Annotated in this window: 22 protein-coding genes; 11 read left to right on the top strand and 11 right to left on the bottom strand. The window is 63.2% G+C overall.

Translation table 11 applies throughout. The features are described from left to right. Window positions 1–17 precede the first annotated feature (17 nt). The 4 genes from NKJ37_RS12140 to NKJ37_RS12125 all read right to left on the bottom strand — a co-directional run bounded on the left by NKJ37_RS12140 (window position 18) and on the right by NKJ37_RS12125 (window position 3,582). The gene (locus NKJ37_RS12140; protein WP_352442664.1) at window positions 18–1,001 is read right to left on the bottom strand and encodes a 2-hydroxyacid dehydrogenase; all 984 of its coding nucleotides are present in this window, start codon (window positions 999–1,001) and stop codon (window positions 18–20) included. Next, window positions 998–2,020 (bottom strand): LacI family DNA-binding transcriptional regulator, encoded by a 1,023-nt coding sequence (locus NKJ37_RS12135; RefSeq protein ID WP_352673202.1) that lies wholly within the window; start codon window positions 2,018–2,020, stop codon window positions 998–1,000. Before NKJ37_RS12135 ends, NKJ37_RS12140 begins: the two co-directional genes overlap by 4 nt. Before the next feature lie 77 nt (window positions 2,021–2,097). Beyond that, window positions 2,098–2,982, bottom strand: coding sequence for a DMT family transporter (locus tag NKJ37_RS12130; protein ID WP_032909476.1), 885 nt, complete (start codon window positions 2,980–2,982; stop codon window positions 2,098–2,100). Between the two features lie 192 nt (window positions 2,983–3,174). Next, window positions 3,175–3,582, bottom strand: a complete 408-nt coding sequence (locus NKJ37_RS12125; RefSeq protein ID WP_352773898.1) for a DUF2000 family protein — start codon at window positions 3,580–3,582, stop codon at window positions 3,175–3,177. A 49-nt stretch (window positions 3,583–3,631) separates the two neighbouring features. On the opposite strand from NKJ37_RS12125, the gene NKJ37_RS12120 reads away from it, so the two are divergent. After that, window positions 3,632–4,501 (top strand): AraC family transcriptional regulator, encoded by an 870-nt coding sequence (locus tag NKJ37_RS12120; RefSeq protein WP_352442661.1) that lies wholly within the window; start codon window positions 3,632–3,634, stop codon window positions 4,499–4,501. A gap of 24 nt (window positions 4,502–4,525) precedes the next feature. Here the strand turns inward: NKJ37_RS12120 and NKJ37_RS12115 are convergent, their stop codons facing one another. Continuing rightward, entirely contained in the window at window positions 4,526–4,996 is a 471-nt protein-coding gene (locus NKJ37_RS12115; RefSeq protein WP_352442660.1) for a MarR family winged helix-turn-helix transcriptional regulator, read from the bottom strand. A 305-nt stretch (window positions 4,997–5,301) separates the two neighbouring features. Further along, a complete protein-coding gene (locus NKJ37_RS12110) occupies window positions 5,302–5,955 on the bottom strand; it encodes a dioxygenase family protein (protein ID WP_352773888.1) in 654 nt (217 codons plus the stop codon). 198 nt (window positions 5,956–6,153) lie between these two features. Here NKJ37_RS12110 and NKJ37_RS12105 point away from each other — a divergent pair, with 198 nt between their 5' ends. From NKJ37_RS12105 to NKJ37_RS12095, 3 genes are all read left to right on the top strand, one after another. Then, the gene (locus tag NKJ37_RS12105; RefSeq protein WP_352551278.1) at window positions 6,154–7,212 is read left to right on the top strand and encodes a CobW family GTP-binding protein; all 1,059 of its coding nucleotides are present in this window, start codon (window positions 6,154–6,156) and stop codon (window positions 7,210–7,212) included. Window positions 7,213–7,256: 44 nt separating this feature from the next. Continuing rightward, complete coding sequence (locus NKJ37_RS12100) at window positions 7,257–7,412, top strand: type II toxin -antitoxin system TacA 1-like antitoxin (protein ID WP_502895800.1); 156 nt, start codon at window positions 7,257–7,259, stop codon at window positions 7,410–7,412. A gap of 146 nt (window positions 7,413–7,558) precedes the next feature. Then, the gene (locus NKJ37_RS12095; RefSeq protein WP_352551279.1) at window positions 7,559–8,533 is read left to right on the top strand and encodes a WD40 repeat domain-containing protein; all 975 of its coding nucleotides are present in this window, start codon (window positions 7,559–7,561) and stop codon (window positions 8,531–8,533) included. A 6-nt stretch (window positions 8,534–8,539) separates the two neighbouring features. On the opposite strand, the gene NKJ37_RS12090 is transcribed toward NKJ37_RS12095, so the two are convergent. After that, a complete protein-coding gene (locus tag NKJ37_RS12090; protein WP_027039865.1) occupies window positions 8,540–8,992 on the bottom strand; it encodes a hypothetical protein in 453 nt (150 codons plus the stop codon). Window positions 8,993–9,148: 156 nt separating this feature from the next. Here NKJ37_RS12090 and NKJ37_RS12085 point away from each other — a divergent pair, with 156 nt between their 5' ends. The 4 genes from NKJ37_RS12085 to NKJ37_RS12070 all read left to right on the top strand — a co-directional run bounded on the left by NKJ37_RS12085 (window position 9,149) and on the right by NKJ37_RS12070 (window position 14,734). Further along, window positions 9,149–10,528 (top strand): aspartate aminotransferase family protein, encoded by a 1,380-nt coding sequence (locus tag NKJ37_RS12085; protein ID WP_352773887.1) that lies wholly within the window; start codon window positions 9,149–9,151, stop codon window positions 10,526–10,528. A gap of 32 nt (window positions 10,529–10,560) precedes the next feature. Then, entirely contained in the window at window positions 10,561–11,946 is a 1,386-nt protein-coding gene (locus NKJ37_RS12080; RefSeq protein ID WP_502901994.1) for a glutamine synthetase family protein, read from the top strand. 86 nt (window positions 11,947–12,032) lie between these two features. Beyond that, window positions 12,033–13,268 carry a putative DNA modification/repair radical SAM protein gene (locus tag NKJ37_RS12075; protein WP_023813618.1) on the top strand — a complete coding sequence of 412 codons (1,236 nt, stop codon included), beginning with the start codon at window positions 12,033–12,035 and terminating at the stop codon, window positions 13,266–13,268. A 2-nt stretch (window positions 13,269–13,270) separates the two neighbouring features. Then, window positions 13,271–14,734 (top strand): UdgX family uracil-DNA binding protein, encoded by a 1,464-nt coding sequence (locus NKJ37_RS12070; RefSeq protein WP_352442655.1) that lies wholly within the window; start codon window positions 13,271–13,273, stop codon window positions 14,732–14,734. Between the two features lie 63 nt (window positions 14,735–14,797). Here the strand turns inward: NKJ37_RS12070 and NKJ37_RS12065 are convergent, their stop codons facing one another. The 4 genes from NKJ37_RS12065 to NKJ37_RS12050 all read right to left on the bottom strand — a co-directional run bounded on the left by NKJ37_RS12065 (window position 14,798) and on the right by NKJ37_RS12050 (window position 19,316). Continuing rightward, a complete protein-coding gene (locus tag NKJ37_RS12065; protein ID WP_352442654.1) occupies window positions 14,798–16,063 on the bottom strand; it encodes a glycerate kinase type-2 family protein in 1,266 nt (421 codons plus the stop codon). Next, window positions 16,060–16,563 carry a heme-degrading domain-containing protein gene (locus NKJ37_RS12060; RefSeq protein WP_128302778.1) on the bottom strand — a complete coding sequence of 168 codons (504 nt, stop codon included), beginning with the start codon at window positions 16,561–16,563 and terminating at the stop codon, window positions 16,060–16,062. Before NKJ37_RS12060 ends, NKJ37_RS12065 begins: the two co-directional genes overlap by 4 nt. 217 nt (window positions 16,564–16,780) lie before the next feature. Continuing rightward, window positions 16,781–18,097: a guanine deaminase gene (gene guaD / locus NKJ37_RS12055; RefSeq protein ID WP_128302777.1), complete on the bottom strand. Its 1,317-nt coding sequence runs from the start codon at window positions 18,095–18,097 to the stop codon at window positions 16,781–16,783. A 1-nt stretch (window position 18,098) separates the two neighbouring features. Further along, window positions 18,099–19,316 carry a urate hydroxylase PuuD gene (locus tag NKJ37_RS12050; RefSeq protein ID WP_352442653.1) on the bottom strand — a complete coding sequence of 406 codons (1,218 nt, stop codon included), beginning with the start codon at window positions 19,314–19,316 and terminating at the stop codon, window positions 18,099–18,101. A 162-nt stretch (window positions 19,317–19,478) separates the two neighbouring features. On the opposite strand from NKJ37_RS12050, the gene NKJ37_RS12045 reads away from it, so the two are divergent. The 3 genes from NKJ37_RS12045 to NKJ37_RS12035 all read left to right on the top strand — a co-directional run bounded on the left by NKJ37_RS12045 (window position 19,479) and on the right by NKJ37_RS12035 (window position 22,769). Beyond that, a complete protein-coding gene (locus NKJ37_RS12045) occupies window positions 19,479–20,399 on the top strand; it encodes a LysR family transcriptional regulator (protein WP_128302775.1) in 921 nt (306 codons plus the stop codon). Between the two features lie 103 nt (window positions 20,400–20,502). After that, on the top strand, window positions 20,503–21,519 hold the full coding sequence (locus NKJ37_RS12040; protein ID WP_352773886.1) for an LLM class flavin-dependent oxidoreductase: 1,017 nt from the start codon (window positions 20,503–20,505) through the stop codon (window positions 21,517–21,519). Next, a complete protein-coding gene (locus NKJ37_RS12035) occupies window positions 21,516–22,769 on the top strand; it encodes an LLM class flavin-dependent oxidoreductase (protein ID WP_023813626.1) in 1,254 nt (417 codons plus the stop codon). The genes NKJ37_RS12040 and NKJ37_RS12035 overlap by 4 nt, the downstream gene beginning before the upstream one ends. Window positions 22,770–22,774: the final 5 nt, after the last annotated feature.

Genomic DNA, 22,774 nt, shown 5'->3' with positions numbered 1-22,774 from the left:
TAATAAGTGAGGCAGCCTCAAGCTCGCGCCTTGACTTCCGCCGTCTCGGGCACCGGGGTCAGCGGACGGCGCTCGGTGAACCAGGAGACCAGATTGTCGACGCAGAGATCCGCCATGGCGCGGCGGGTATGGTCCGAGGCCGAGCCGACATGCGGCAGTAGCGAGGTGTTGGGCGCATCGAGCAGCGCCTTGGGCACGTTCGGTTCGTAGGCAAAGACGTCGAGGCCGGCGGCGGCGATGGTGCCGGTGACAAGGGCTGCCGCAAGCGCCGCCTCGTCAACCGTGCTGCCGCGACCGATGTTGACGAAGACGCCGTTGGCGCCAAGCGCCGACAGTATCTCGGCATTGACCGCCTTCTCCGTCGAGTCGCCCCCCGGCACGACCGAAATCAGCGTATCGACGGCTTCGGCAAGTCCTTTCAGGGTCGCATGGTACTGGTATGGAAGACCTTCGACACGGCGCCGGTTGTGGTAGGCGACCGGCAAGCCAAAAGCTTCCAGACGCCGGGCGATGGCCTGCCCAATGCGGCCCATGCCGAAAATACCCACACTGCGCCCGCGCAAGGTCAGCCGGCTCAGCGGATAGTTGCCGTTGCGCACCCAGCTGCCGTCGCGCAGCCAGGTTTCGGCGCGCGGCAGGTCGCGGATGGTGTTGATCAACAGCCCGATCGTGGTATCGGCGACCTCCTCGGTCAACACGTCGGGCGTGTTGGTAACCATGATGTTCTTCGCTCGGGCATGGCCGACATCGACCGAATCATAGCCGACGCCAAAGGAGGCGATGAGCTCGAGGTTGGGCAATGCATCCATCATCGCCGCGTCGATGCCGGCAAACGAAGCGATGCCGCGCACATCACTGCGCATCTCGTCGGTGACGAGCGCCGGATCGGCGCGTTCGATTCTGACACGCCTGAACGTGCGGTTGATGCGGTCGACCGCATGGTCGTTGAAATCGCCCGGCACCAGGATGGCGACGGATTGCAGCTGTTCGGCCTTGGTCATACACGCTCCACCGGCTTGCCGGTCGACTGACGCACATGCAGTTCCGGCTTGATCAATTCCTGCGAGGGCCGCACCGTCTGGCCGTTGAGCTTGTCGAGCAGCGCGCTGGCGGCGCGGCGGCCAACCTCGCGCTGGCCGTTCCAGACAGTGGTCAGCGCCGGCGTCGCGATCGCCGCTTCCTCAAGGTCATCATAGCCGGTAACGGAGATGTCGACGCCGGGCACAAGGCCGGCACGGGCAATGCCGTTCATGAGGCCGATGGCGACAAGGTCGTTCCAGCAGCAGGCAGCCGTCGGCCTGTCCTTCAGCGCCAGGAACTGTCCGGCGGCCTCGAAGCCGGCCTGCTTGGTGCGCGGCCCGGCGATGCGCCATGACGACCTGACTTCCAGCCCGGCCGCCTCCATCGCATTGACATAGCCCTGGTAGCGGTCACGGCCGGTCGAGGTCTGGTCGGTGCCGCCGATCATGGCGATGCGCTTGTGGCCGAGCGAGATCAGGTGGTTGGTGGCGAGACCTGTCCCGTAAGAGTCGTCGCCGCGAAACACCGGCACGTCGGCACCCTCGACGGTGCGCGCGATCAGCACAGCGGGGAGGCCGTTCTCCTCGGCCATCAGGATGTCGGAAGCCGGAGTGCCTATCGCCGGCGACATGATGACGCCGTCGGCGCCGAGCTGCAAAAGCGTATCGATAAAGGTGCGCTGCTTTTCGAGCTGATCATAATGATTGGACAGGATGAAGGTCTGCCGGCTGCGGTCGAGCTCGCTTTCGATCGAGCGCAGGATCTCGGCGAAGAATGGGTTCATGATGTCGTGGACGACGACGCCGACAATGCCGGAACGCGAGGTGCGCAGGCTGGCGGCGCGTCGGTTGTAGATATAGCCGATGGCGCGGGCATGTTCCTTGATGCGGTCACGGGTGGTCCCGGCAACCAGAGGGCTGTCGCGCAGCGCCAGCGAGACCGTGGCCGTGGACACGCCGAGCGCATCCGCGATCGTCGAAAGCTTGATTTTTTGTGCCAGCGACGTGTGCTCCCCGGACCTGAACTTCCAGACCTAAACTGTTTAAAGGCGGCGTTATGCCACCGATCGGGGGCAAATCAAAGTTTTTTTGCCAACGCTTCGGCCTCGACATCCGAGGCCGCGCGGCTCCGCAGCCGAAGCCTATGCTCGCGATGGACGATGTAGAGACCGCTGGCGACGATGATGGCGGCGCCGACCAATGTCCAGCGGTCGGGAAACTGCTTGAAGACGATCCAGCCGGAAATGATCATCCACACCATCTGCGAATAGGGATAGGGCGCCAAAGCCGTGGTTGTCGCCAGCCGGTAGGCCTGGACCAGCAGCCAGTGACCGACGCCGCCGAACACGCCGAGCATCAGCAGCACGAACCAGTGCCAGCCATCATGCGGCAGGGAAAACGAAAACGGCAGCAGGGGCAACAGCAGCAGCGCCGGCGCCAGCGCCGAAAACAGGATGAGGCTCTCCGATGTCTCGGTCGCCGACATGCGGCGCGTCATGATGACGTAGAAGCAGTTCGACAGCATCGAGCCGAGCGCGAAGAGATGTCCGATGCCGAAAACGCCGACGCCCGGCCGGGTGATGATGAGGACGCCGGCAAAGGCCGCCAGGATCGCCAGCCAGCGCCGCCAGCCGGCCCACTCGCCAAGCAGCGGACCGGCCAGTGCCGTGATCACCATCGGCCCGAAGAAATAGATCGAGGTTGTCTCGGCCAGTTGCAGGGATTTGAGCGCCAGGACATTGAATATGGTCGATCCGAACAGGAACGCGCCACGCAAGATATGCGCCGGCAGGTTGACCGGACGAAACCGCACCGGTTCGCGCCAGCCGCGCAGCAGCGCGCCGACCAGCACCACATGCACGGCAAAGCGCACCCAGGCAACGACCAGCACGGAAACGCCGGCAAGGACGAGGTATTTGCTTGATGTGTCGAGGAAGGTGAAGCAGACATAGGTGGAAAGCATGCACAGGATCGCCACCGGGGGCGTTGCGCTTTCTACATATCTTTGGGGAGCACTCACTTGCAGGCCGGGTGGGAAGCTGGGCTGGAGCCCACCTTTGCGGGAATTGCCGGCTCCCGGCAAGCCAATTGTCGCCAGCCGCGACATGAAAGCCTGCTGGCACAACAAGAGCCGCCGGCAGGCGTAGTGCCTTGGCTAGGCGTGCATGCGGGCGCCCTTGGTGATCTTGTCGACCAGCTTCTTGTCGGCGCGAAGCGCGATCCCGACCACCTTGGCGTCTTCAGGCGCGAATTCGGCGAAGACGGCGCGGTTGGCCGCGTCAAAGCCGGTCGAAAACATCTCCTCGACATAGAGCGAGGTCGTCACGCCGCGCTCCAGCGTGCGCCGGTGGATCGTGCCCAGCGTCGTCTGGTCGGCGGACAAAACGATGACCGGCTGGATCGACAGCGGGTTGTAGAGATTGCCGGCGCGGTCGTGATAGGGCTCACCGATGATATCGGGAAACTGGGCGACGATGCCGCTGGTCAGGAAAGCGGTGACGTTGAGTTTCTGCCAGACCGGCAGATCCTCCCGGAGCACGATTGCAAATTTCGTATCGAACATGAGAACATAGGCCATTCGGTTGTGCCCCAATGCGAGGCTGAAGGAGACGATGTCGCACGATCTAGACAGCCAGGCTTTCAAGGGTCTTGGACGTTTGTGCGTCGATGCGGCGGAAAACCGTATCATCTCCGCCCCCGATCCCGCAGGCATGGAGCGGATCGAGGCGCGCTTCCGTGGCAGCGCGTTCGACCTGCATCGCCACGACACCTATGCGATCGGGGTGACGCTGCACGGTGTGCAGACGTTTCGCTATCTCGGCGCTGCGCGCCACAGCCTTCCGGGACAGATCATCGTTCTGCATCCCGACGAGTTGCATGACGGCGGCGCCGGCACCGAGGACGGCCTGCGCTACCGAATGCTCTATCTGGAGCCGTCGCTGATGCTCGCCTGTCTTGGCGGCGCTTCGCTGCCTTTTGTCAGGGATGGCGTGGTGACGGACGCCGCCTTTTGCGCAACGCTGCTTTCGGCGCTGGGGCCGCTGGAGCAGGAACTCGACGAGTTGTTCGTCGACGACTTCCTGACGCAACTGATGCAAAGCCTGATCCGGCATGGCGGCCAGTCGGCGAAGCCGATGACCAGGACGGCGTGGCGGGCGGCTGCGCTAGCACGCGACTATCTCACGGAAAACCTGAACCGGCCGGTGCGCTCCGGTGAACTGGAAGCGGTAACCGGGCTTGATCGCTATGCCTTGTCACGGCATTTCCGTGCCGCTTTCTCCACCAGTCCACATCGCTTCCTGGTGATGCGCCGGCTTCAGCGCGCGCGGCGGATGATCGCCGCCGGCGAACCATTAGCACAGATCGCGGTCGAAGCCGGCTTCAGCGACCAGAGCCATTTCATCAGGCAATTCAAGAAGGCGTTCGGCATGACACCGGGACGCTGGTCGTCGCTGATCCAGGGCTCTGCCGCGGCGGCCTGATCGCCTGCCGCGACAATCCGCCGGTCAGCCGTCCGATTCGGCGTCGTCGTCGATGAGCACCAGTTCCTCGTTCGAGAGGTTGGCCTCGATGCGGGCAAGCAGTTTGAACAGCGACTTCTGGTCCTTCTTGTCGAGGCCCTTCAGCGCCTGCTTTTCGGTCTTCTTCACCGATTTCTCGATGGCGTGGATGATGTCGCGACCGGTGTCGGTGAGGAAGATATGCGCCTGACGGGCATCGGCCGACGAAGCGCGCTTCTCCAGAAAACCCTGCGCCTGCAGCCGGTTGATAGTCTTGGTGATGGTCGGCGGGCGCACGCCGAGGCGTCCGGCCAGATTGCCAGGCGTCTGGCCGTCCTCACGGTCGAGCGACAGCATGATCTGGTCCTGGCCGGCATAGAAGCCGTGCGCCAGAAGCCGCGCCGCCAGCGCCGTTCTTGCCAGCCTTGCCGCCGAATGCAGCCGGCTCATTGTCGCAGTCTTGTCCGCCTTGGCCATGGTCTTCCCTCTTCGGCCGTACCGGTGCGGGCAGCATAGAGGCAGCCGGCCGGTTGGCAATCGACGATCAAAAAGATTCCGGTGCTTCAAACAGCTTTGCCGGCAAGCATTGTGGTCCGCCGTGGCTAATGCCAGATGTTTATTTCAGTTAGATGACAAACGAATTCCCCGTCGGAGTTTTCGTCGCCAGCAGGGTGGTGGCGTGACCGCCGCTCAGCCAGGCTTCACCGCTACGATCATCAGCGCCTGATAGGCATCCTCCAGCTCGCGCAGCGCGGCCTGCGATTGCGGTCCGGCCTGCCTGGCTATGCCGTCCGCGGCATTCGAGGTGTCGCGCTTGCCCGGCCGGTCGTTGTAGGGTGCGACCGTGGTGAAAATCTGCTCGCTGAGGCTGTCGGGGAAGAACACTGTCCGGTCATCACCGAACTGTCGTTAGGGAAGATCTTGAAATGGATATGGGTGGTGCGGCCGCGATACCAGCCGGGATAGATGGTGGCGAAGGAAACGATGCCGCTCGCGTCGGTCCTTTGCCAACCACGCAGGAAGGTCCGGCCCGACGTGTCGACGTCGCGGTCGTCACCCTGTCTGGGATAGCCGGAATAGGCGCCTTGCGCGTCGCAATGCCAGATGTCGACGCGGGCGCCGGCAAGTGGGCGGCAGTCCGCGTCGACAACCTGCAGCCGAACGCCAAGGGCTATGCCCTTCTTGCCTTCGGTGACGTCCGCACGTTCGAGTTTCGGGTCGAAATAGAACGGTCCCTCGGTCACTTCAGGCGTAATGGTGCAGACACCGGCGCCGTTTTCGAACAGAGCCAGTCCGGCATAAAACGAGGCCTGGGTAGCCGAAGGTTGGGCGGCTATCGCCGAGGCCGGCAGGAAGGCACCACCTCCGGCGGTGACCGCGATCAATCCGAGCGCCTGGCGCCGGCTCAATGAGAAAGAGGATGGCTTGCCGGACATATCTTGCCTCTCGAATTGGCCTTCCGCATCATGACTAGGCAATCACAGCGGCTCTCGCCAGTCAAAATCCGGCAATGCAGCAAGCCGGTTTGGCCCATCGGTTTGCCCCGTGCAAAAGCCCGGCGCACATCCTATATGGAACCGACAATCCTATTTCTTAGGCCGAATTTTCGCGGCCCAGCACTTTCGAGGCAAGCCATGAGCGACGTACAGACGCAGATCCCCGTAACCGTTCTCACCGGCTATCTCGGCGCCGGCAAGACGACGCTGCTCAACCGCATCCTGTCGGAAAACCACGGCAAGCGCTACGCCGTCATCGTCAACGAGTTCGGTGAAATCGGCATCGACAACGATCTGATCGTGGAATCCGACGAGGAAATCTACGAGATGAACAATGGCTGCGTCTGCTGCACGGTGCGTGGCGACCTGATCCGTGTCGTCGAGGGCCTGATGCGCCGCCCCGGCCGCTTTGATGCCATCGTCGTCGAGACCACCGGGCTGGCCGATCCGGTGCCGGTGGCGCAGACCTTCTTCATGGACGACGACGTGCGCTCCAAGACCAGGCTCGATGCGGTGGTGGCGCTGGTCGACGCCAAGCATCTGCCGCTGCGGCTCAAGGATTCCAGGGAAGCCGAGGACCAGATCGCTTTTGCCGACGTCGTCGTGCTCAACAAGACCGACCTCGTCACATCAGAAGAGCTCGCCAAGGTCGAGGCGACGATCCGCGCCATCAATCCGGCCGCAAAGATCCATCGCACGACGCGAGCCGGCGTCGACCTGTCCGAAGTGCTCGACCGAGGCGCCTTCGACCTGTCGAGGGCGCTGGAAAACGACCCGCACTTCCTCGAGGCACATGACGATCACGATCATCATGACCACGACCACGATCATGACGGCCACGATCATCACCATCATGATCATGACGGGCACCACCATCACGCACATGCGTCCGACATCCATGATGTGACCGTGCAGTCGGTGTCGTTGCGCGGCGGCGAGATGGACCCGAAGAAATTCTTCCCGTGGATCGAGAAGATCACCCAGATGGAAGGCCCCAACATCCTGCGGCTGAAGGGCATCATCGCGCTCAAGGGCGATGATGAGCGCTATGTCATCCAAGGCGTGCACATGATCATCGAGGGCGACCACCAGCGCGCCTGGAAGGACGGCGAGAAGCATGAGAGCCGGCTGGTGTTCATCGGCCGCGAACTCGACGCCGAACGGCTGAGGAAGAGCTTTGACGCCTGCCAGGCGTAATTTTGCTCGGGTAGGAACAAGTGATGCCTAGATCGACCGATAGCATGACTGAGCATGAAGCCCAGCCCGCGATCGATGCCGCCGAGGTAGTGAGGGTGTCCGCCACCGATTTCGTGCGTATCCTCGATCTGCTGGAACGCCCGCCGAAGCCCAACGCCAAGCTACGCAAAGTGATAGCGGCGTTGCCAAACACACTGTAACGGCACCCGCTTAACGCGAGGAGTCGATCGCGAAACAGCGCGATCGAACATCCTTCGATGGCAACCCTTATGGTTGCCGGAACCGCAAACGTCGAGTAAGCCGCCGGGTTGTCTCTGCAATCTCGTCCAGGTGAATAAAGATAACCATGCCAACCGTCGCCCCGCTTGATCTCCAGGGACATTGCATCGCCGCCGTCTTTCTCGGCGACGTGCCGCATTTTGCGATGGCCGACGGCGCCGTCCATCGGCTCGACCATGGCCACAAGACAGTTCAGGCCAATGACGGGGTGCTTGCCGCCTTCCATGATGCAGCCAATGACCGGCTGATCACCGGCGGCGAGGACGGCAAGGTGTTTGCCGTGAAGGCGGGCGGCGAGGTCACCGAATTGGCAAGCGCGGCCAAGAAGTGGATCACCAGCGTTGCCGCCGGGCCGCAAGGCGCCATCGCCTATGCCTCAGGCAAGACCGCCTTCGTGCGCTTCGCCGACGGCAAGACCAGGGAATTCGTCCATCCGCGTTCGGTCGAGGGGCTGGCCTTCTCGCCCAAAGGCATGCGCTTCGGCGTCGCCCGCTACAATGGCGCGACGCTGCATTTCCCGGCCGCAGAGGGCAAGCCGGTGGAACTCGAATGGGCCGGCGCCCATACCGGCATCACCTTCTCGCCGGATGGCGCCTTCCTCGTCACCACCATGCAGGAAAACGCGTTGCACGGCTGGAAGCTCGCCGACGGCAAACACATGCGCATGACCGGCTATCCCGGCAAGGTCAAAAGCCTGTCGTGGAGCGTGAAGGGCAAGTGGCTGGCGAGTTCCGGCGCGCCGGCGGCGATCGTCTGGCCGTTTTCAGGCAAGGATGGTCCCATGGGCAAGGCACCGCTGGAGCTCGGCACGCGCGGCAACGCCATGGTGACGGCTGTCGCCTGCCACCCGAGCCAGGATGTCGTCGCCGTCGGCTATGATGACGGCATGGTGATGGCGGTGCGTTTTGCCGACGCGAAGGAAGTGCTGTTGCGACGGCCGGGCAAGGGCGCCATCACCTCGATGATGTGGGACAAGGAAGAACGCCGTGTCGCCTTCGGCAGTGCCGCCGGCGACTGCGGCGTCATCGACATCACGGCCTGACCCCGCTCACTCCGCTCCGCACGACACTTTGCCGCTGATTTCAACCGGTTTGCCGTCCTGGTCCGTATCCGCCGCGGCGTCGTAGATGGCGAGCGTATAGTTCCCGTCATAGACGCCTTCGTCGCTGGTCTTGGTCAGGATCGTCAGTTCGACCGAGTTGATCTTTTGCGCGGCCTCGTGCTCACGATAGATGTTCAGCCGCAATTCCTTGCCGTCGAGCCAGTACTGCGTCAGGTTGGAATCCTCGAACACGGTCTTCCGCAGGCTGTCGCCGGCAGGCCGGCTCAGAATTTCGAGGTTGCCGCGAAAGTTGAAGGTCGGCCCGCCCATGCCTCTGGTGACGCCTGCCTCGACCTCGAATGTCGCCGCCGTGTCCTCGGTGGAGCACCAGATGCCACCCGACGCGAAGGCAGCGCCAGCCGACGACAGAAGCATTGCCACACACATGATCGTTCGCATTTTACCCCTCCACCTCAATTCCCGCTCATATTGGCGCTGACTTCGGCAGCACGGTCAAGCGCCGCCGCCAAAGGCTGAGCCAACGCAGGGCAGATGCGCGGCCAATTGCGGATGCGGACACGGATTGGCTAAGAGGGATCGACCAGAGGGGTTTTCATGCACAGCGACACGTCCAACACGTCCATCGGCGGCATCGGCCGCGACCGCATTGCCGATTTGCGCGAAACCGAGGGGGCAGCCTTCCGCAAGGCGCGGCCAAAATCGCAAGCCAAGATCGGCAACGGCCTGCCCGGCTTCTTCGGCGGCGTGCCGATGCACTGGATGAACGACTGGCCGACGCCATTTCCGATCCTGGTCGACAGCGCCAGGGGTGCAACGATCATCGACATCGATGGCAACCGGCTCGATGATTTCTGCCTTGGCGACACCGGCTCGATGTTCGGCCATTCGCCGCCGCCGGTGGCACGCGCCATCCGCCGCCAGGCCGGACGCGGCCTGACCTATATGCTGCCTTCGGAAGATGCGCTGGCCATAGGGCCGCTGCTGCAGCAGCGCTTCGGCATGCCATTCTGGCAGATCGCGACGACGGCGACCGACGCCAACCGCTTTGCGCTGCGTGTTGCCCGTGCCGTCACCGGCCGCGAAAAAATCCTGGTCTTCAACGGCTGCTATCATGGCTCGGTCGACGAAACGATGGTGCGGCTGATCGACGGCAAGCCCGTCAACCGGCCAGGATTGGCGGGCGAGTTCCGCGACTTGACCCGCACGGCCAAGGTCATCGAGTTCAACGATATCTCAGCACTCGAAGCCGCGCTCAGGGATAAGGACGTCGCCTGCGTCATCGCCGAGCCGGTGCTGACCAATTCCTGCATGGTGCTGGCCGATCCGGGCTACCATGACGCCCTGCGCAAACTGACGCGCCAAACCGGCACGCTGCTTCTGATCGACGAGACGCACACGATCTCGACCGGCCCCGGCGGCTACACGATGGAATATGGCCTCGACCCGGACTTCTTCGTCCTGGGCAAGCCTATTGCCGGCGGTGTGCCGGCAAGTGTGTGGGGCATGAGCGACGACGTTGCCTCACGCTACGCCGACTACAACAGGACCAAGGAGCCGGGCTATTCCGGCATGGGCACGACGCTCTCGGCCAACCCGCTGCAGTTCGCGGCGATGCGCGCCACGCTCGAAGAGGTGATGACGCAGGAAAATTACGACCGGATGGATCATCTGGCGCGGCGGCTCGATGCCGGGCTGACCGGCGTGATCGACCGCTATCGTCTGCCCTGGCATGTTTCCCGTGTCGGCGCTCGTGTCGAGTTCATCTGTGCGCCCGGTCCGCTGCGCAATGGCGCCGAGGCGGAAATGGCGCATGCACCGGAACTGGAGGCCGCCATCCATGTCGCGCTGGTCAATCGCGGCGTGCTGATCGCACCCTTCCACAACATGATGCTGATCTCGCCGGCGACCTCGGCTGCCCAGGTCAACCGGCTGATCACCGCCTTCGGCGCGGTTGCGGCAAAGCTTGCGGCATGAGACAAGCGGCGATGGACCACCCCAACGCCATGATGACCTCACCTTCGGGCTCGACACCTGCCGAGGCGCACGCCTTTCTCGACGCCCATCCCGAGATCGAGGCCTTCGATATCGTGCTGACCGATGCCAATGGCGTCGGCCGTGGCAAGATCGTGCGCCGGCATGAGCTGAAGAGCATCTTCGAGGGCGGCCGCCACATGCCGATCTCAATCCTCGGCCTCGACATCACCGGCGAGGATGTACACGAGACCGGGCTGATCTGGACCACCGGCGACGGCGACCTCAGGGCCTGGCCGATCCCCGGCACGCTGGTGCCGCTCTATGGCACGAGCCCGCCGCGCGGCCAGTTGCTGATGGCGATGTACATGCTCGACGGCCGGCCGATGTCGTCGGATCCGCGGCTGGCACTGGCTCGGCAGGTGGAGATCCTGGCGGCCAAGGGTCTCTATCCCGCCGGCGCCTTCGAACTCGAATTCTTCCTGCTGGCCAATGAGCGCGACGCTGACGGCAAGGTGCAGCCGGCGCGCGCCGTGCTCGATGGCCGCGTCTCGGGCAAGACCGAAGTCTATTCCGTCGATCATCTGCACGGCATGGAGCCGCTGTTTTCCGACATCTATGCAGCGGCCAAGGCGCAAGGCATTCCGGCCGAGACGGTGATTTCCGAATATGCGCCCGGCCAGTACGAACTGACGCTGAACTACCGCAAGGACGTGATGCGGGCGGCCGACGACCTGGTCATGCTGAAGCGGCTGGTGCGGGCGCAGGCGCGCCGCCATGGCGTCACCGCCTGTTTCATGGCCAAGCCGATCGAGAAATATGCCGGCTCGGGCATGCATTTCCACGTCTCGCTGCAGGACAAGGCCGGCCGAAACGTCTTTGCCGAAGCCGGCGGCGAGAGCTGGTCGCTGCCGCTGCTGCAGGGGCTTGGTGGCCTCATCCAGACGATGGCGGAATCGATGCTGGTGTTTGCGCCGCACGCCAATTCCTGGCGGCGTTTCGTCTCGCAATCCTATGCGCCGGTGGCGCCGACCTGGGGCGTCAACAACCGCTCGGTGGCGCTACGCGTGCCGGCAGGCGACGCGAAGAACCGGCGCATCGAGCACCGCCCGTCCGGCGTCGACGCCAACCCTTATCTGATCGCCGCGACCGTGCTCGCCGGCATCATCAAGGGCATGGATGAAGGCCTCGATCCGGGCCCCGAAACGACCGGCAACGGCTATGAGGCAGCGGTCACGCGCACGACCATGCCTGTCGACTGGCGCGCCGCGATCGAAGCGGCGCGGACGTCCAGCTTCCTGAAGAACGCGCTCGGCGAGGACCTGCACCGGACGTTCGTGGCGATCAAACAGTCCGAGTATCTGCGGGTGGCACGCACGGTCAGCGAACTGGATTACCACCTCTATCTGCACGAGGTTTGATGGATTCATGATGGGCGGCGATCACTTTTTCGCCGCCTCCATCAAATGAGGTAGCGGATCTCCTGTTCAGAACATATCATGAACATATGAGCGCACTTACCGTCCGTGAAAAGCTGGCGATCCTCTCCGACGCCGCCAAATACGATGCCTCCTGCGCCTCTTCCGGTGCTGCAAAAAAGGATTCCTTGAAATCCGGCGGCATCGGCTCCACCGAAGGCATGGGCATCTGTCATTCCTACGCGCCGGATGGCCGCTGCATTTCCCTTCTCAAGATCCTGCTGACCAATTTCTGCATCTACGATTGCAGCTATTGCATCAACCGCTCGTCGTCCAATGTGCGGCGCGCCCGTTTCACCATCGAAGAGGTGGTGAAACTGACCATGGATTTCTACAGGCGCAACTATATCGAAGGCCTGTTCCTGTCCTCCGGCGTCGTCCGCTCACCGGACGAGACCATGGGCGAGATGGTCGAGGTGGCACGCCGGCTGCGCTTGGAGGAGAAGTTCTCCGGCTACATCCATCTGAAGACGATCCCGGAAAGTTCGGCGGAACTGGTCGAGAAGGCAGGGCTTTATGCCGACCGGCTGTCGATCAACGTTGAATTGCCGACCGATGAGGGCGTGAAGCGGCTGGCGCCCGAGAAGAAGCCGGAGACAATCCGGCTTTCCATGGCCAGGCTGCGCCAGAAGATGGAGGAGAAGGCTGAGCCGACTTTGAAGACCAAGAAGCGCGAACGCTTTGTGCCGGGCGGTCAGTCGACGCAGATGATCATCGGCGCCGACAAGACATCCGACGACGGCATCCTTCACACCAGCGCGCGGCTCTATGGCAGCTATCATCTGCGGCGCGTCTATTACTCGGCTTTCAGCCCCATTCCGGATTCGTCATCGTCGCTGCCCTTGCTGAAACCACCGCTGATGCGCGAGCACCGGCTCTATCAGGCCGACTGGCTGATGCGGTTCTATGGGTTTTCACAGCCGGAAATCCTTGCCGGGAGCAGCGACGGCATGCTCGATCTCGCCATAGACCCGAAGCTCGCCTGGGCGCTGCGCAACCGGGGACAGTTTCCGGTCGACATCAACCGCGCCGACCGCGAAGCGCTGCTGCGGGTGCCGGGTCTCGGCACCAAGGTGGTGGCGAAGATTTTGGAGACGCGCCGGCACCGGCGCATGCGGCTCGAGGACGTCGGACGGATCTGCCAGTCGGTCGCCAAGCTCAGGCCCTTCATCATCGCCGAAGGCTGGTCACCTGGTGCGCTGACCGACAAGGCCGGCCTGCGCGACAGGATCGCCTACTCCTGCGAACAATTATCGTTGTTTTGATCATGCGGCCGGCGCAACTCGATCTCGCCAGATACAGAGTTCGGCTCGACAGCGAGACGGATTTTGCCGGCTGGCGTGACGCGGCACGGCGGCTCGCCCTGAATGAGGTCAGGCCCGAGGACGTCGGCTGGCATGTCGCGCCGGGCTCTGATCAGGCAGAATTGCCTGAAGTGCCTGCGGGCGCGCAGCTCGTCGTGCCGCGCGACTTCATCGGGCATGCCGAAACGGCGTTCTGCCATTCCGATTCCGGCCGGTTTGCCTTTATCTACAGAGTGCTTTGGCGATTGCGCGACGAGCCTAAACTGCTGGAAATCGCGTCGGATCCCGACACCAGGCGGCTTGAGACCATGGAAAAGGCGGTGCGGCGCGACAGCCACAAGATGCACGCCTTCGTGCGCTTCCGAAAAATCGGCGACGGTGCCGATGAGCGCTATGTCGCCTGGTTCGAGCCGGATCATTTCATCGTCGAGCGCAACGCCGATTTCTTCGTCAGGCGTTTCACCGGCATGCGCTGGACGATCCTGACGCCCTATGCCTCCGCCGATTGGGATGGCGAAAGGCTGGCGATGGGGCCGGGTGCTGCCAAGGGCGATGCGCCTGATCAAGACGACACCGAGGCGCTCTGGCGGACTTATTTCGAGAACATCTTCAACCCGGCGCGGCTGAAGGTGAAGGCGATGCAAAGGGAGATGCCAAAGAAATATTGGCGGAACCTTCCCGAGGCCTCGCTCATTCCAGACATGATCGCAGGAGCGGACAAGGCCGCCAAGGACATGATTGCGAAGATGCCGACAACACCCGCGCCGCACCACGCAAAGGTGCAGGCACGGCATTGGCCGAAGCAACAGCCTGCCGAGACGGCGGAGGACGATGCCGCAAGCACGATTTCCGAGTTGCGTGAGGTAGCGAAAGGCTGCCGTCGCTGCCCGCTTTGGCGCGACGCGACGCAGACCGTCTTCGGTGAGGGCCCCGACAATGCCAAAGTGATCTTCGTCGGCGAACAGCCGGGGGATCAGGAGGATCTCGCCGGCAAACCTTTCGTTGGTCCGGCCGGCAAGGTGTTCGATGCGATCCTGGACGATGCCGGTGTCGATCGGCAAAAGGTCTATGTCACCAACGCAGTCAAGCACTTCAAGTTCGAGCCGCGCGGCAAGCGCCGCATCCACTCCAAGCCGAATTCCGGTGAGATTCAGGCCTGCCGCTGGTGGATCGACCAAGAATTCGAGCTGATCAAGCCTAACCTCGCCGTGGCACTCGGCGCGACAGCGGCGATGTCGCTGCTCGGCAAGGCGATCCCGGTGACAAAGATGCGCGGACAAGTGATCGAGCGCGAGGACGGATTGCGCGTGTTCATCACCATCCATCCCTCCTTCATCCTGCGCATCCACGATCGGGCGGACAAGGAAGCCGAACGCGAACGGTTCCTGCAGGATATGAAGCTGGTGAAGCGGCTGATGGCCGCCTGATCAGTTTTGTTTTTGCGCGATTCCAGACGGAAAACCGCTTCACACTTCCTGGAATTGCTTCAGCTACCTGATCAGAATTGCCCTGAGATCGTTGACATTCGTACCGGTCGGGCCGGGTACGAAAAGATCGCCAACCGCGTTGAAGGCCGTCCAGGCATTGTTGCCGGCAAGCATAGCCTTGGCGTCCACCCCGGCTGCGCGCATGCGCGATACGGTCGAGCCATCGGCGAAGGCGCCGGCATTGTCTTCCGAACCGTCGATGCCGTCGGTGTCGGCGGCCAGCGCGTGAATGCCGTCGACGCCATTGATGCCGATGGCGAAGGCCAGCAGGAATTCCGAATTGCGGCCGCCCTTGCCTTTTGCGCGCAGCGTCACGGTTGTCTCGCCGCCCGACAGGATCAGCACCGGCTTTTGAAATGGCCGGTTGCGCGTCGCCACTTCGCGCGCGATCGCGGCATGGACGCCGCCGACTTCGCGCGCTTCGCCCTCGATCGCATCGGAGAGGATGATGGCTTCAACGCCTTGCCGTTTCGCTTCCGCAACAGCCGCTTCGAGCGACACCCCGGCCGAAGCGATCAAATGCACCTCGTTGCGCGAAAAGCGCTCGTCATCCGGGCTTGGCGCATCGGCGGCCGGCGAATTGATATGCGCCATCACCGAGGCCGGCAGTTTCATGCCATAGGCCGATATCGAGGCCAGCGCGTCTGCGCGGCTGCCTGTATCCGGTACGGTTGGGCCGGAGGCGACCATTGCCGGATTGTCGCCGGGAATATCGGAGACGATCAGCGACACCACCCTGGCCGGCCATGCGGCCGCTGCCAGCCTGCCGCCCTTGATGGTGGAAAGGTGCTTGCGGATGGTGTTCATCGCCGCGATCGGCGCACCCGAGGCGAGCAGCGCCTCATTGACGGCGATCTCGTCGGCCAACGTCAAGCCGCCAGCGGGCGACGGCAACAGCGCCGATCCGCCGCCGGAAATCAGCGCCACCACTAGGTCATCCTCAGTCAGACCCTGGACCTTGGCGAGCAGGCGCCGCGAGGCTTCCAGACCGGCAGCGTCCGGCACCGGATGAGCCGCCTCGATGATCTCGATGCGCTCGCAGGTCGCGCCATAGCCATAGCGGGTGACGACCAGCCCTTCGATCGGGCCGGCCCACACTTTCTCGAACGCTGCCGCCATCTGCGCCGAGCCTTTGCCCGCGCCGATGACGATGGTACGGCCCTTTGGCTTGGCCGGCAGATGATCCCGGATGGTTCGTTCCGGATCGGCGGCGGCAACGGCGGCGTTGAAGATGGAGGTCAGGAAGGCCTTGGGATCGAGCACGGTCATTCGGCGTCCCGAGGCAATGCCAAGCCGCGCTTGTCGACGCCCAAATGATCGCACAGCGCATCGACGACGAGGCCATGATCCTCCCGCTCCGGCAGTCCGGAGACGGCGATCACACCAATGACGCCGGCGCCCGTGACGGTCACCGGAAAGCCACCGCCGGCCAGCACGTAGTCGGCAATATCCAGCCCTTCGCCGATCTTGAAGCTGCGGTCCGGGCGCTGCTGTTCCAGCACCATGTGGTAGGTGCTTCTCAGGAACCGCTTGACCACATTGGTCTTGCGTCGCGCCCAGTCGGGGTTCGAGGCGTTCGAACCCGGCATCGCGGCGTAGAACAGCGGCCGATCCCACAGCCTGACGTCGACAATGATGGGCAGTTTCTCGGCAATTGCACGATCGCGAATGGCGGAGCCGATTTTGAAAGCGACGGCCTCGTCGAAGGTGGCGAAGACAAGGGTCTCTTCCTGTCTCTTGATCAGAGCGATGTCGTCAGCAACGGCCATTTTCTTTCTCCGAAATCGTCACACGTCGTGTGTACGACAAGCTCCGCTCGGTCAAGCTTCCGTGGAGCGGCCCCCTCATCCGGCCGCTTCGCGGCCACCTTCTCCCCGGTGGGGAGAAGAGGAAGCGTCGGCACTGGCGATCTCCTCTCCCCTCGGGGAGAGGTCGGATTGCCCCGAATTGCCCTTGCAATTCGGTTGGCAATCCGGGTGAGGGTTCTTACCCCGCGATCATATCCGCCTTGGCTGGCCGCCCCGCCACATAAACCTCGCGGACAGTGCGGTCGTCACCCAGCGTCTGCAGCAGGAACAGTTCCTGCGCCAGCGTCTCGACCGTTTCCATCCTGAGCCGCATCGCCGGCGTTGCCCTGGCGTCCAGCACGACGATGTCGGCATCGCTGCCTTCATCCAGCGTGCCGATCTTGTCAGCCACCGACAGCGCCTCGGCATTGCCGCGCGTCATCTGCCAGAAGGACTGGAGCGGGTTGAGCTTCTCTCCGTTCAGCGCGATCACCTTGTAGCCCTCGTCCATGGTACGCAGCATGGAGTAGTTGGTGCCGCCGCCGACATCGGTGGCAGCGGCGATCCGGACCGGCTTGCCGCGGCGCCGGAAGCGCTGGTAGTCGAACAGGCCGGAACCGAGGAACAGGTTGGAGGTCGGGCAGAACACCGCTACCGAGCCCGAGTCCGAAAGCGCATCCGCTTCGCGCTCCGACAGATGGATGCAATGTCCAAACAGGCTCTTTTTGCCCAACAGCCCGTAGTGCTCGTAAACGTCGGTATAGTCGCGCGACCACGGGTAGAGTTCCTGCGTGAAAGCGATTTCGGCGTGGTTTTCCGACAGATGCGTCTGCATGTGCAGGTCGGGATATTCCAGACACAGCGCGCCCGCCATCTCCATCTGCTCCGGCGACGAGGTGATGGCGAAGCGCGGCGTGATGGCGTAGTGCTGCCGTCCCTTGCCATGCCATTCCTTGATCAGCGCCTTCGTGTCGTCGTAACCGGATTGCGGTGTGTCGAGCACGCCGTCGGGAGCATTGCGATCCATCATCACCTTGCCGGCAATGTTGAGCATGTTGCGGTCATGCGACTCGGCGAAAAAGGCTTCGGCTGAAGCCTTGTGCACCGAGCAGTAGGCGGCGACCGTTGTTGTACCGTGGCGCACCATTTCGTCGAGGAACAGCCGCGCGATGCGGCGGCCGTGCTGGGCGTTGGCGAACTTCGTTTCCTCCGGAAAAGTGTAGGTTTTCAACCAGTCGAGCAGTTCTGCGCCATAGGAGGCGATGACCTGCATCTGCGGAAAATGCACATGGGCATCTATAAAGCCGGGCAGCAGCAGATGCGGCCGATGGTCGATTCTCTTCACCGTTTCGCCGGCCTGCTTTTCAACCTCGGCATAGGCGCCGGCGGCGACGATCCTGCCGTCGCGGATCAGCAGGCCGCCATCCTCTTCGTAGCGCCAGGCGGAATGGTCGTCGATGGTTTGCGGCCAGCGCACGAAGGACAGCGTGCGGCCGCGCAGAAGTGTCGAGGTCATGCTATTTCCCTGCGCCTTCGAACCAGGCCACCAGCAGCGCCCGTTCCTTGTCGGTGATCTGTGAGACGTTGGCGGGCGGCATGGCGTGGCTGCGACCGGCCTGCAGATAGATCTCGCGGGCGTGGTTGGCGATATCCGCATCGGTGTCGAGCATCACGCCCTTCGGTGCATGATAGATGCCCTCATAGACCGGCTCCGCCGCATGGCACATCGAGCAGCGGCCGAGCACGGTGTCGCGCACGGCCGGGAAATGCGCTGAAGCGACATAGATTTGCGCCGACGCGGATTCCTTGGGTTCGCCGGTCAGCACTTTCGGCGCAGTCGACAGCCAGATGATGACGATGAACAGGACGAGTGCCGCCATCCAGGTCCAGGTCGGATTGCCTTTGCGGGCATGGATCGAGTTGAAATAGTGCCGGATCAGCACGCCGATGATGAACACCAGCGAGGCGATGACCCAGTTGAACTCAGTGCCGAACGCCAGGGGATAATGGTTCGACAGCATCAGAAACAGCACCGGCAGCGTCAAATAGTTGTTGTGCAGCGAGCGCTGCTTGGCGATCTTGCCGTATTTCGGATCGGGCTTGCGGCCAGCGATGAGGTCGGCGACAACGATCTTCTGGTTGGGGATGATAACCATGAAGACGTTGGCCGACATGATCGTGGCGGTGATGGCGCCCAGATGCAGGAAGGCGGCGCGGCCGGTGAAGAGATGCGTCAGCCCCCAGGCGATGAACACCAGCACACAGTAGAGCACCAGCATCAGGCCGGTGTCGCTTTTGCCGAGCGGCGAGCGGCACAGCAGATCATAGACCACCCAGCCGACGCCGATCGTTGCCAACGACAGCAGGATGCCGACCGGGACGGACATTGGGAGCACGTTGGGATCGATCAGGAACAGATCGGCCCCGGCATAATAGACGACGCACAGCATGGCGAAGCCGGACAGCCAGGTGGCGTAGGATTCCCATTTGAACCAGGTCAGATGCTCGGGCATTTCGGCCGGCGCCACCAGATATTTCTGGATGTGGTAAAAGCCGCCGCCATGCACCTGCCATTCCTCGCCGAAGGCGCCGACGGGCATGCCGGGACGCTGGCGCAGGCCGAGGTCGAGCGCGACGAAGTAGAAGGACGAGCCGATCCAGGCGATGCCGGTGATGACGTGCAGCCAGCGCACGGCAAAACTTAGCCAGTCCCAGAAAATCGCGAAATCCATCATTGAAATCGTCCCTGCCGATTGGGCGACTTTACGGGTTGGAGCGCAAACGGAAAGAGGCGAGGCGCACGATGACTTTCAAAAAAAAATGGAAAATACTAGGGTAGTCACACGCAGCAGGATGGGAGCCGCCCGAAGGCGGCCTCAGGAAAGCCACGAAACCGCATGGCCTATCTGGACAACATTGCCGTCTTCGTTCGCGTGGTCGAACTCGGCAATCTGTCGGCGGCCGGTCGCGACATGCGGATTTCGCCGGCGGTCGCCTCCAACCGCATCAAGGAGTTGGAGAAGCACCTGGGCGTGCGTCTGTTCAACCGCACGACGCGGCAATTGATGCCGACCGAGCATGGCACGGTTTTTTACGGGGGCGCCAAGCAGGTCTTGGAGGCGATCACCGAGGCGGAAGCCGCGGTCTCGGCGCTTTCCGGCCAGCCGCGCGGCACCATCCGCGTTACGGCACCCTTGGGCCTCGGCCGCCGGCTGGTCGCCTCGGGCATTCCCGATTTTCACGACAAATACCCAGACATCGAGGTGAGGCTGAGGCTTTCGGACCACAATGTCGACATCATGAAGGAAGGCATCGATGTCGCCTTCCGGCTCGGCATCATCGAAGATTCCAGCCTCAGGATGCGCGGCATCATGGAATGCGAGCGCGTGCTGGTGGCGGCGCCGAAATATCTCGAGGCCCGCGGCGAACCGTTGGAGCCGCAGGAGCTGATCGGCAAGAAGCACGACTGCCTGATGCTGCGTTATTCCGGCGCGCGCGAATATGTGTGGACGCTGCAGACCCCCACAGGCCCGCAGAAATTCGAAGTGCACGGGCCCTACGACACCGACGATGGCGACGTGCTGACCGGCTGGGCGCTTTCGGGGCGCGGCATCATCAACAAGCCGCGCTTCGAGGTCGAGCCATTCATCCGCGACCGGCGGCTGAAGGTGATCCTGAGCAGCACGCCACCGACACCGGTGCAGTTCGCCGCCGTCTATCCGCACAAGAAGCTGCAGGATCCAAAAGTACGGCTGCTGCTCGACTTCATGGCCGAGCGCTGCCAGCGACTGATCAACGATCTGCTAGCTGGGAAATAATGCTGGCCGGCACGTGACCGGCGCTTGGCCCAGCGCCAGCGGTTGCCATCCCTGGATGTGGCGAACATAGTTCGGGTGGTATTTCGTCTCGCAGGGACCATCGATGGACAACGGCGCCACAATGCATCTTGCCGTTTTGCTGTTTCCGGGAACCATCGATCCATCACCGGGGCGGGAATTCAGCCGCCTGGCCGGTTTAGTGCAAAAGGCCGAAGCGGCGGGCCTGGACATGGTGCTGCTTGCCGATTCAGCGCCGGCTTCCGGCGGCGGTGCCGCGAACAGTCCGATGCCCTTCGAAGCGACCACTTTGCTGGCCGCATTGGCAACTGTCACAAGCAGGATCGGCCTGGTTGCCGCTGCCTCGACAATTGCCCACCAACCCTACAATCTGGCGCGCCGTTTCGCTTCGCTCGACATCATCAGCCATGGCCGCAGTGGCTGGAACGCGACCATGGCGCAGGCGCCACGGGAAACAGCCAATTTCAGCCGGCCCGAAGGATTTTCGCCTGACGATTTCCGCCGTCGCAGTGAGGAATATATCGGCATCGTGCAAGGTCTGTGGCAGGGCTGGGATGCGGACGCGCTGCTGTTCGACCAGAGCGGCGGCCGCTTCCACGACCCCGGAAAGATGCACCTGCTCGACCACAAGGGCGAGTTCTTCTCCGTGCGCGGACCGCTGAACATCGCGCGGTCGCCGCAGGACACACCGGTGCTCGTCTTGTCGGGCCTGTCGGTATCAGACCTGGATATTGCCGCCCGCACCGCCGATGTCATCCTGCTGGACGACGGACCGATCGATGGCGCGAAAGCGCGTTATGAGGAGCTGAAGCGCCGCGTTGCCACCTGCGGACGCGAGCCTAATGCTGTGAGGCTTCTGACGAATATCTCGCTCGTCGCCGATGGTACCGCCAAGCCGACCATTGCCGACAGCATGGAAAAAGGTTTCCGAGCGAAAAGCTGCGACGGGTTCAACATCCAGATGCCGGCACAACTCTCCGCGCTCGAGGATCTCGTCGATCTGGTTTTGCCGGAGATGAGGCGGCGCGGCCTGTTTCGAGAGAGCTATCGCGGCGCAACGTTGCGCTCGCATCTCGGACTCACCGGCGGAGGTGATCAATGACCCGCCAGATGAAGCTCGGCGCCTTCCTTTGGGCGACAGGCCACCACATTGCCGCTTGGCGCCACCCACAAGCGCATGTGAGGGCCGGCATCGACATCGACCATTACATCCAGCTGGCCCGCGCGGCGGAAGCGGCTAAGTTCGACATGGTGTTCTGCGAGGACGCCGCCGGCCTGCGTGAGGCCAATGTCGGCATCGCCAGCCAGACCTCGCGTTCGATCGGTTTCGAACCGATCAGCCTGCTGTCGGCGCTTGCCGTCCAGACCAGCCGCATCGGTCTCGTCTCCACCGCTTCGACAAGCTACAACGAGCCCTATGGGCTGGCACGAACCTTCCTGTCGCTCGACCATCTGAGCGGCGGTCGCGCCGGCTGGAACCTGGTCACCTCGGCCAGCCCCATCGAGGCCGCCAATTTCGGCTCGACCGGCCTCAAGCCCCATGCCGATCGCTATGAGCGCGCGCGTGAATTCGCCGAAGTCGTCACCGGGCTCTGGAACGGCAAGCTCGGCGCCTCCGGCCACGACGGCCAGAGCTTTTCGGTTCGCGACCCGCTCGATCTGCCGCGTTCGCCGCAGGGCGCGCCGGTGATGGTCCAGGCCGGCGCCTCGGATGTCGGCCGCGACCTTGCCGCCCGCACCGCCGATGTGGTGTTCACGGCGGCGCAGACCTTCGAGGAAGGGAAGGCCTTCTACGACGATCTCAAGGGGCGTATGGCCGCTTATGGGCGTGAGCCGGACGACATCAAGATCATGCCGGGCGTCGCGCCAGTGGTGGCGGAAACCGAGGCTGAGGCCCGCGAGAAATACGAGGAATTGCAGGACCTGATACCCGACGACGTCGGCGTTGCGCTTCTGTCCAGCTATCTCAGCATCTCCGATCTGTGGCGCTACCCGATCGACGGGCCGCTGCCGGATCTGCCGGAGAGCGAGGGGATGAAAAGCCGGCAGGCGCTGGTCATCGAGCAATCGCGCCGCGACGGCCTCTCCATCCGCCAGCTTGCCCGGCATTTCGCCGGCGCGCGTGGCCATTGGCGCATCGTCGGCACTGCGGCCCAAGTCGCCGACGAACTGCAGGCTCGGTTCGAGGGTGGCGCGGCCGACGGTTTTAACGTCATGCCGTCATATTTCCCCGGCGAACTTGATGCCTTTGCGACGCTGGTCGTGCCGGAACTGCAGCGGCGCGGCCTGTTCCGCAGGGACTATGAAGGCCGCACCTTGCGCGAGCATCTGGGCTTGAAGCGGCCGGCATGAGATGC

Source organism: Mesorhizobium sp. M0140 (genome assembly GCF_040322475.1).
Classification (GTDB): domain Bacteria; phylum Pseudomonadota; class Alphaproteobacteria; order Rhizobiales; family Rhizobiaceae; genus Mesorhizobium.
The sequence above is the reverse complement of the archived record's forward strand: the minus strand, read 5'-3'. Positions and strand labels throughout refer to the sequence as shown.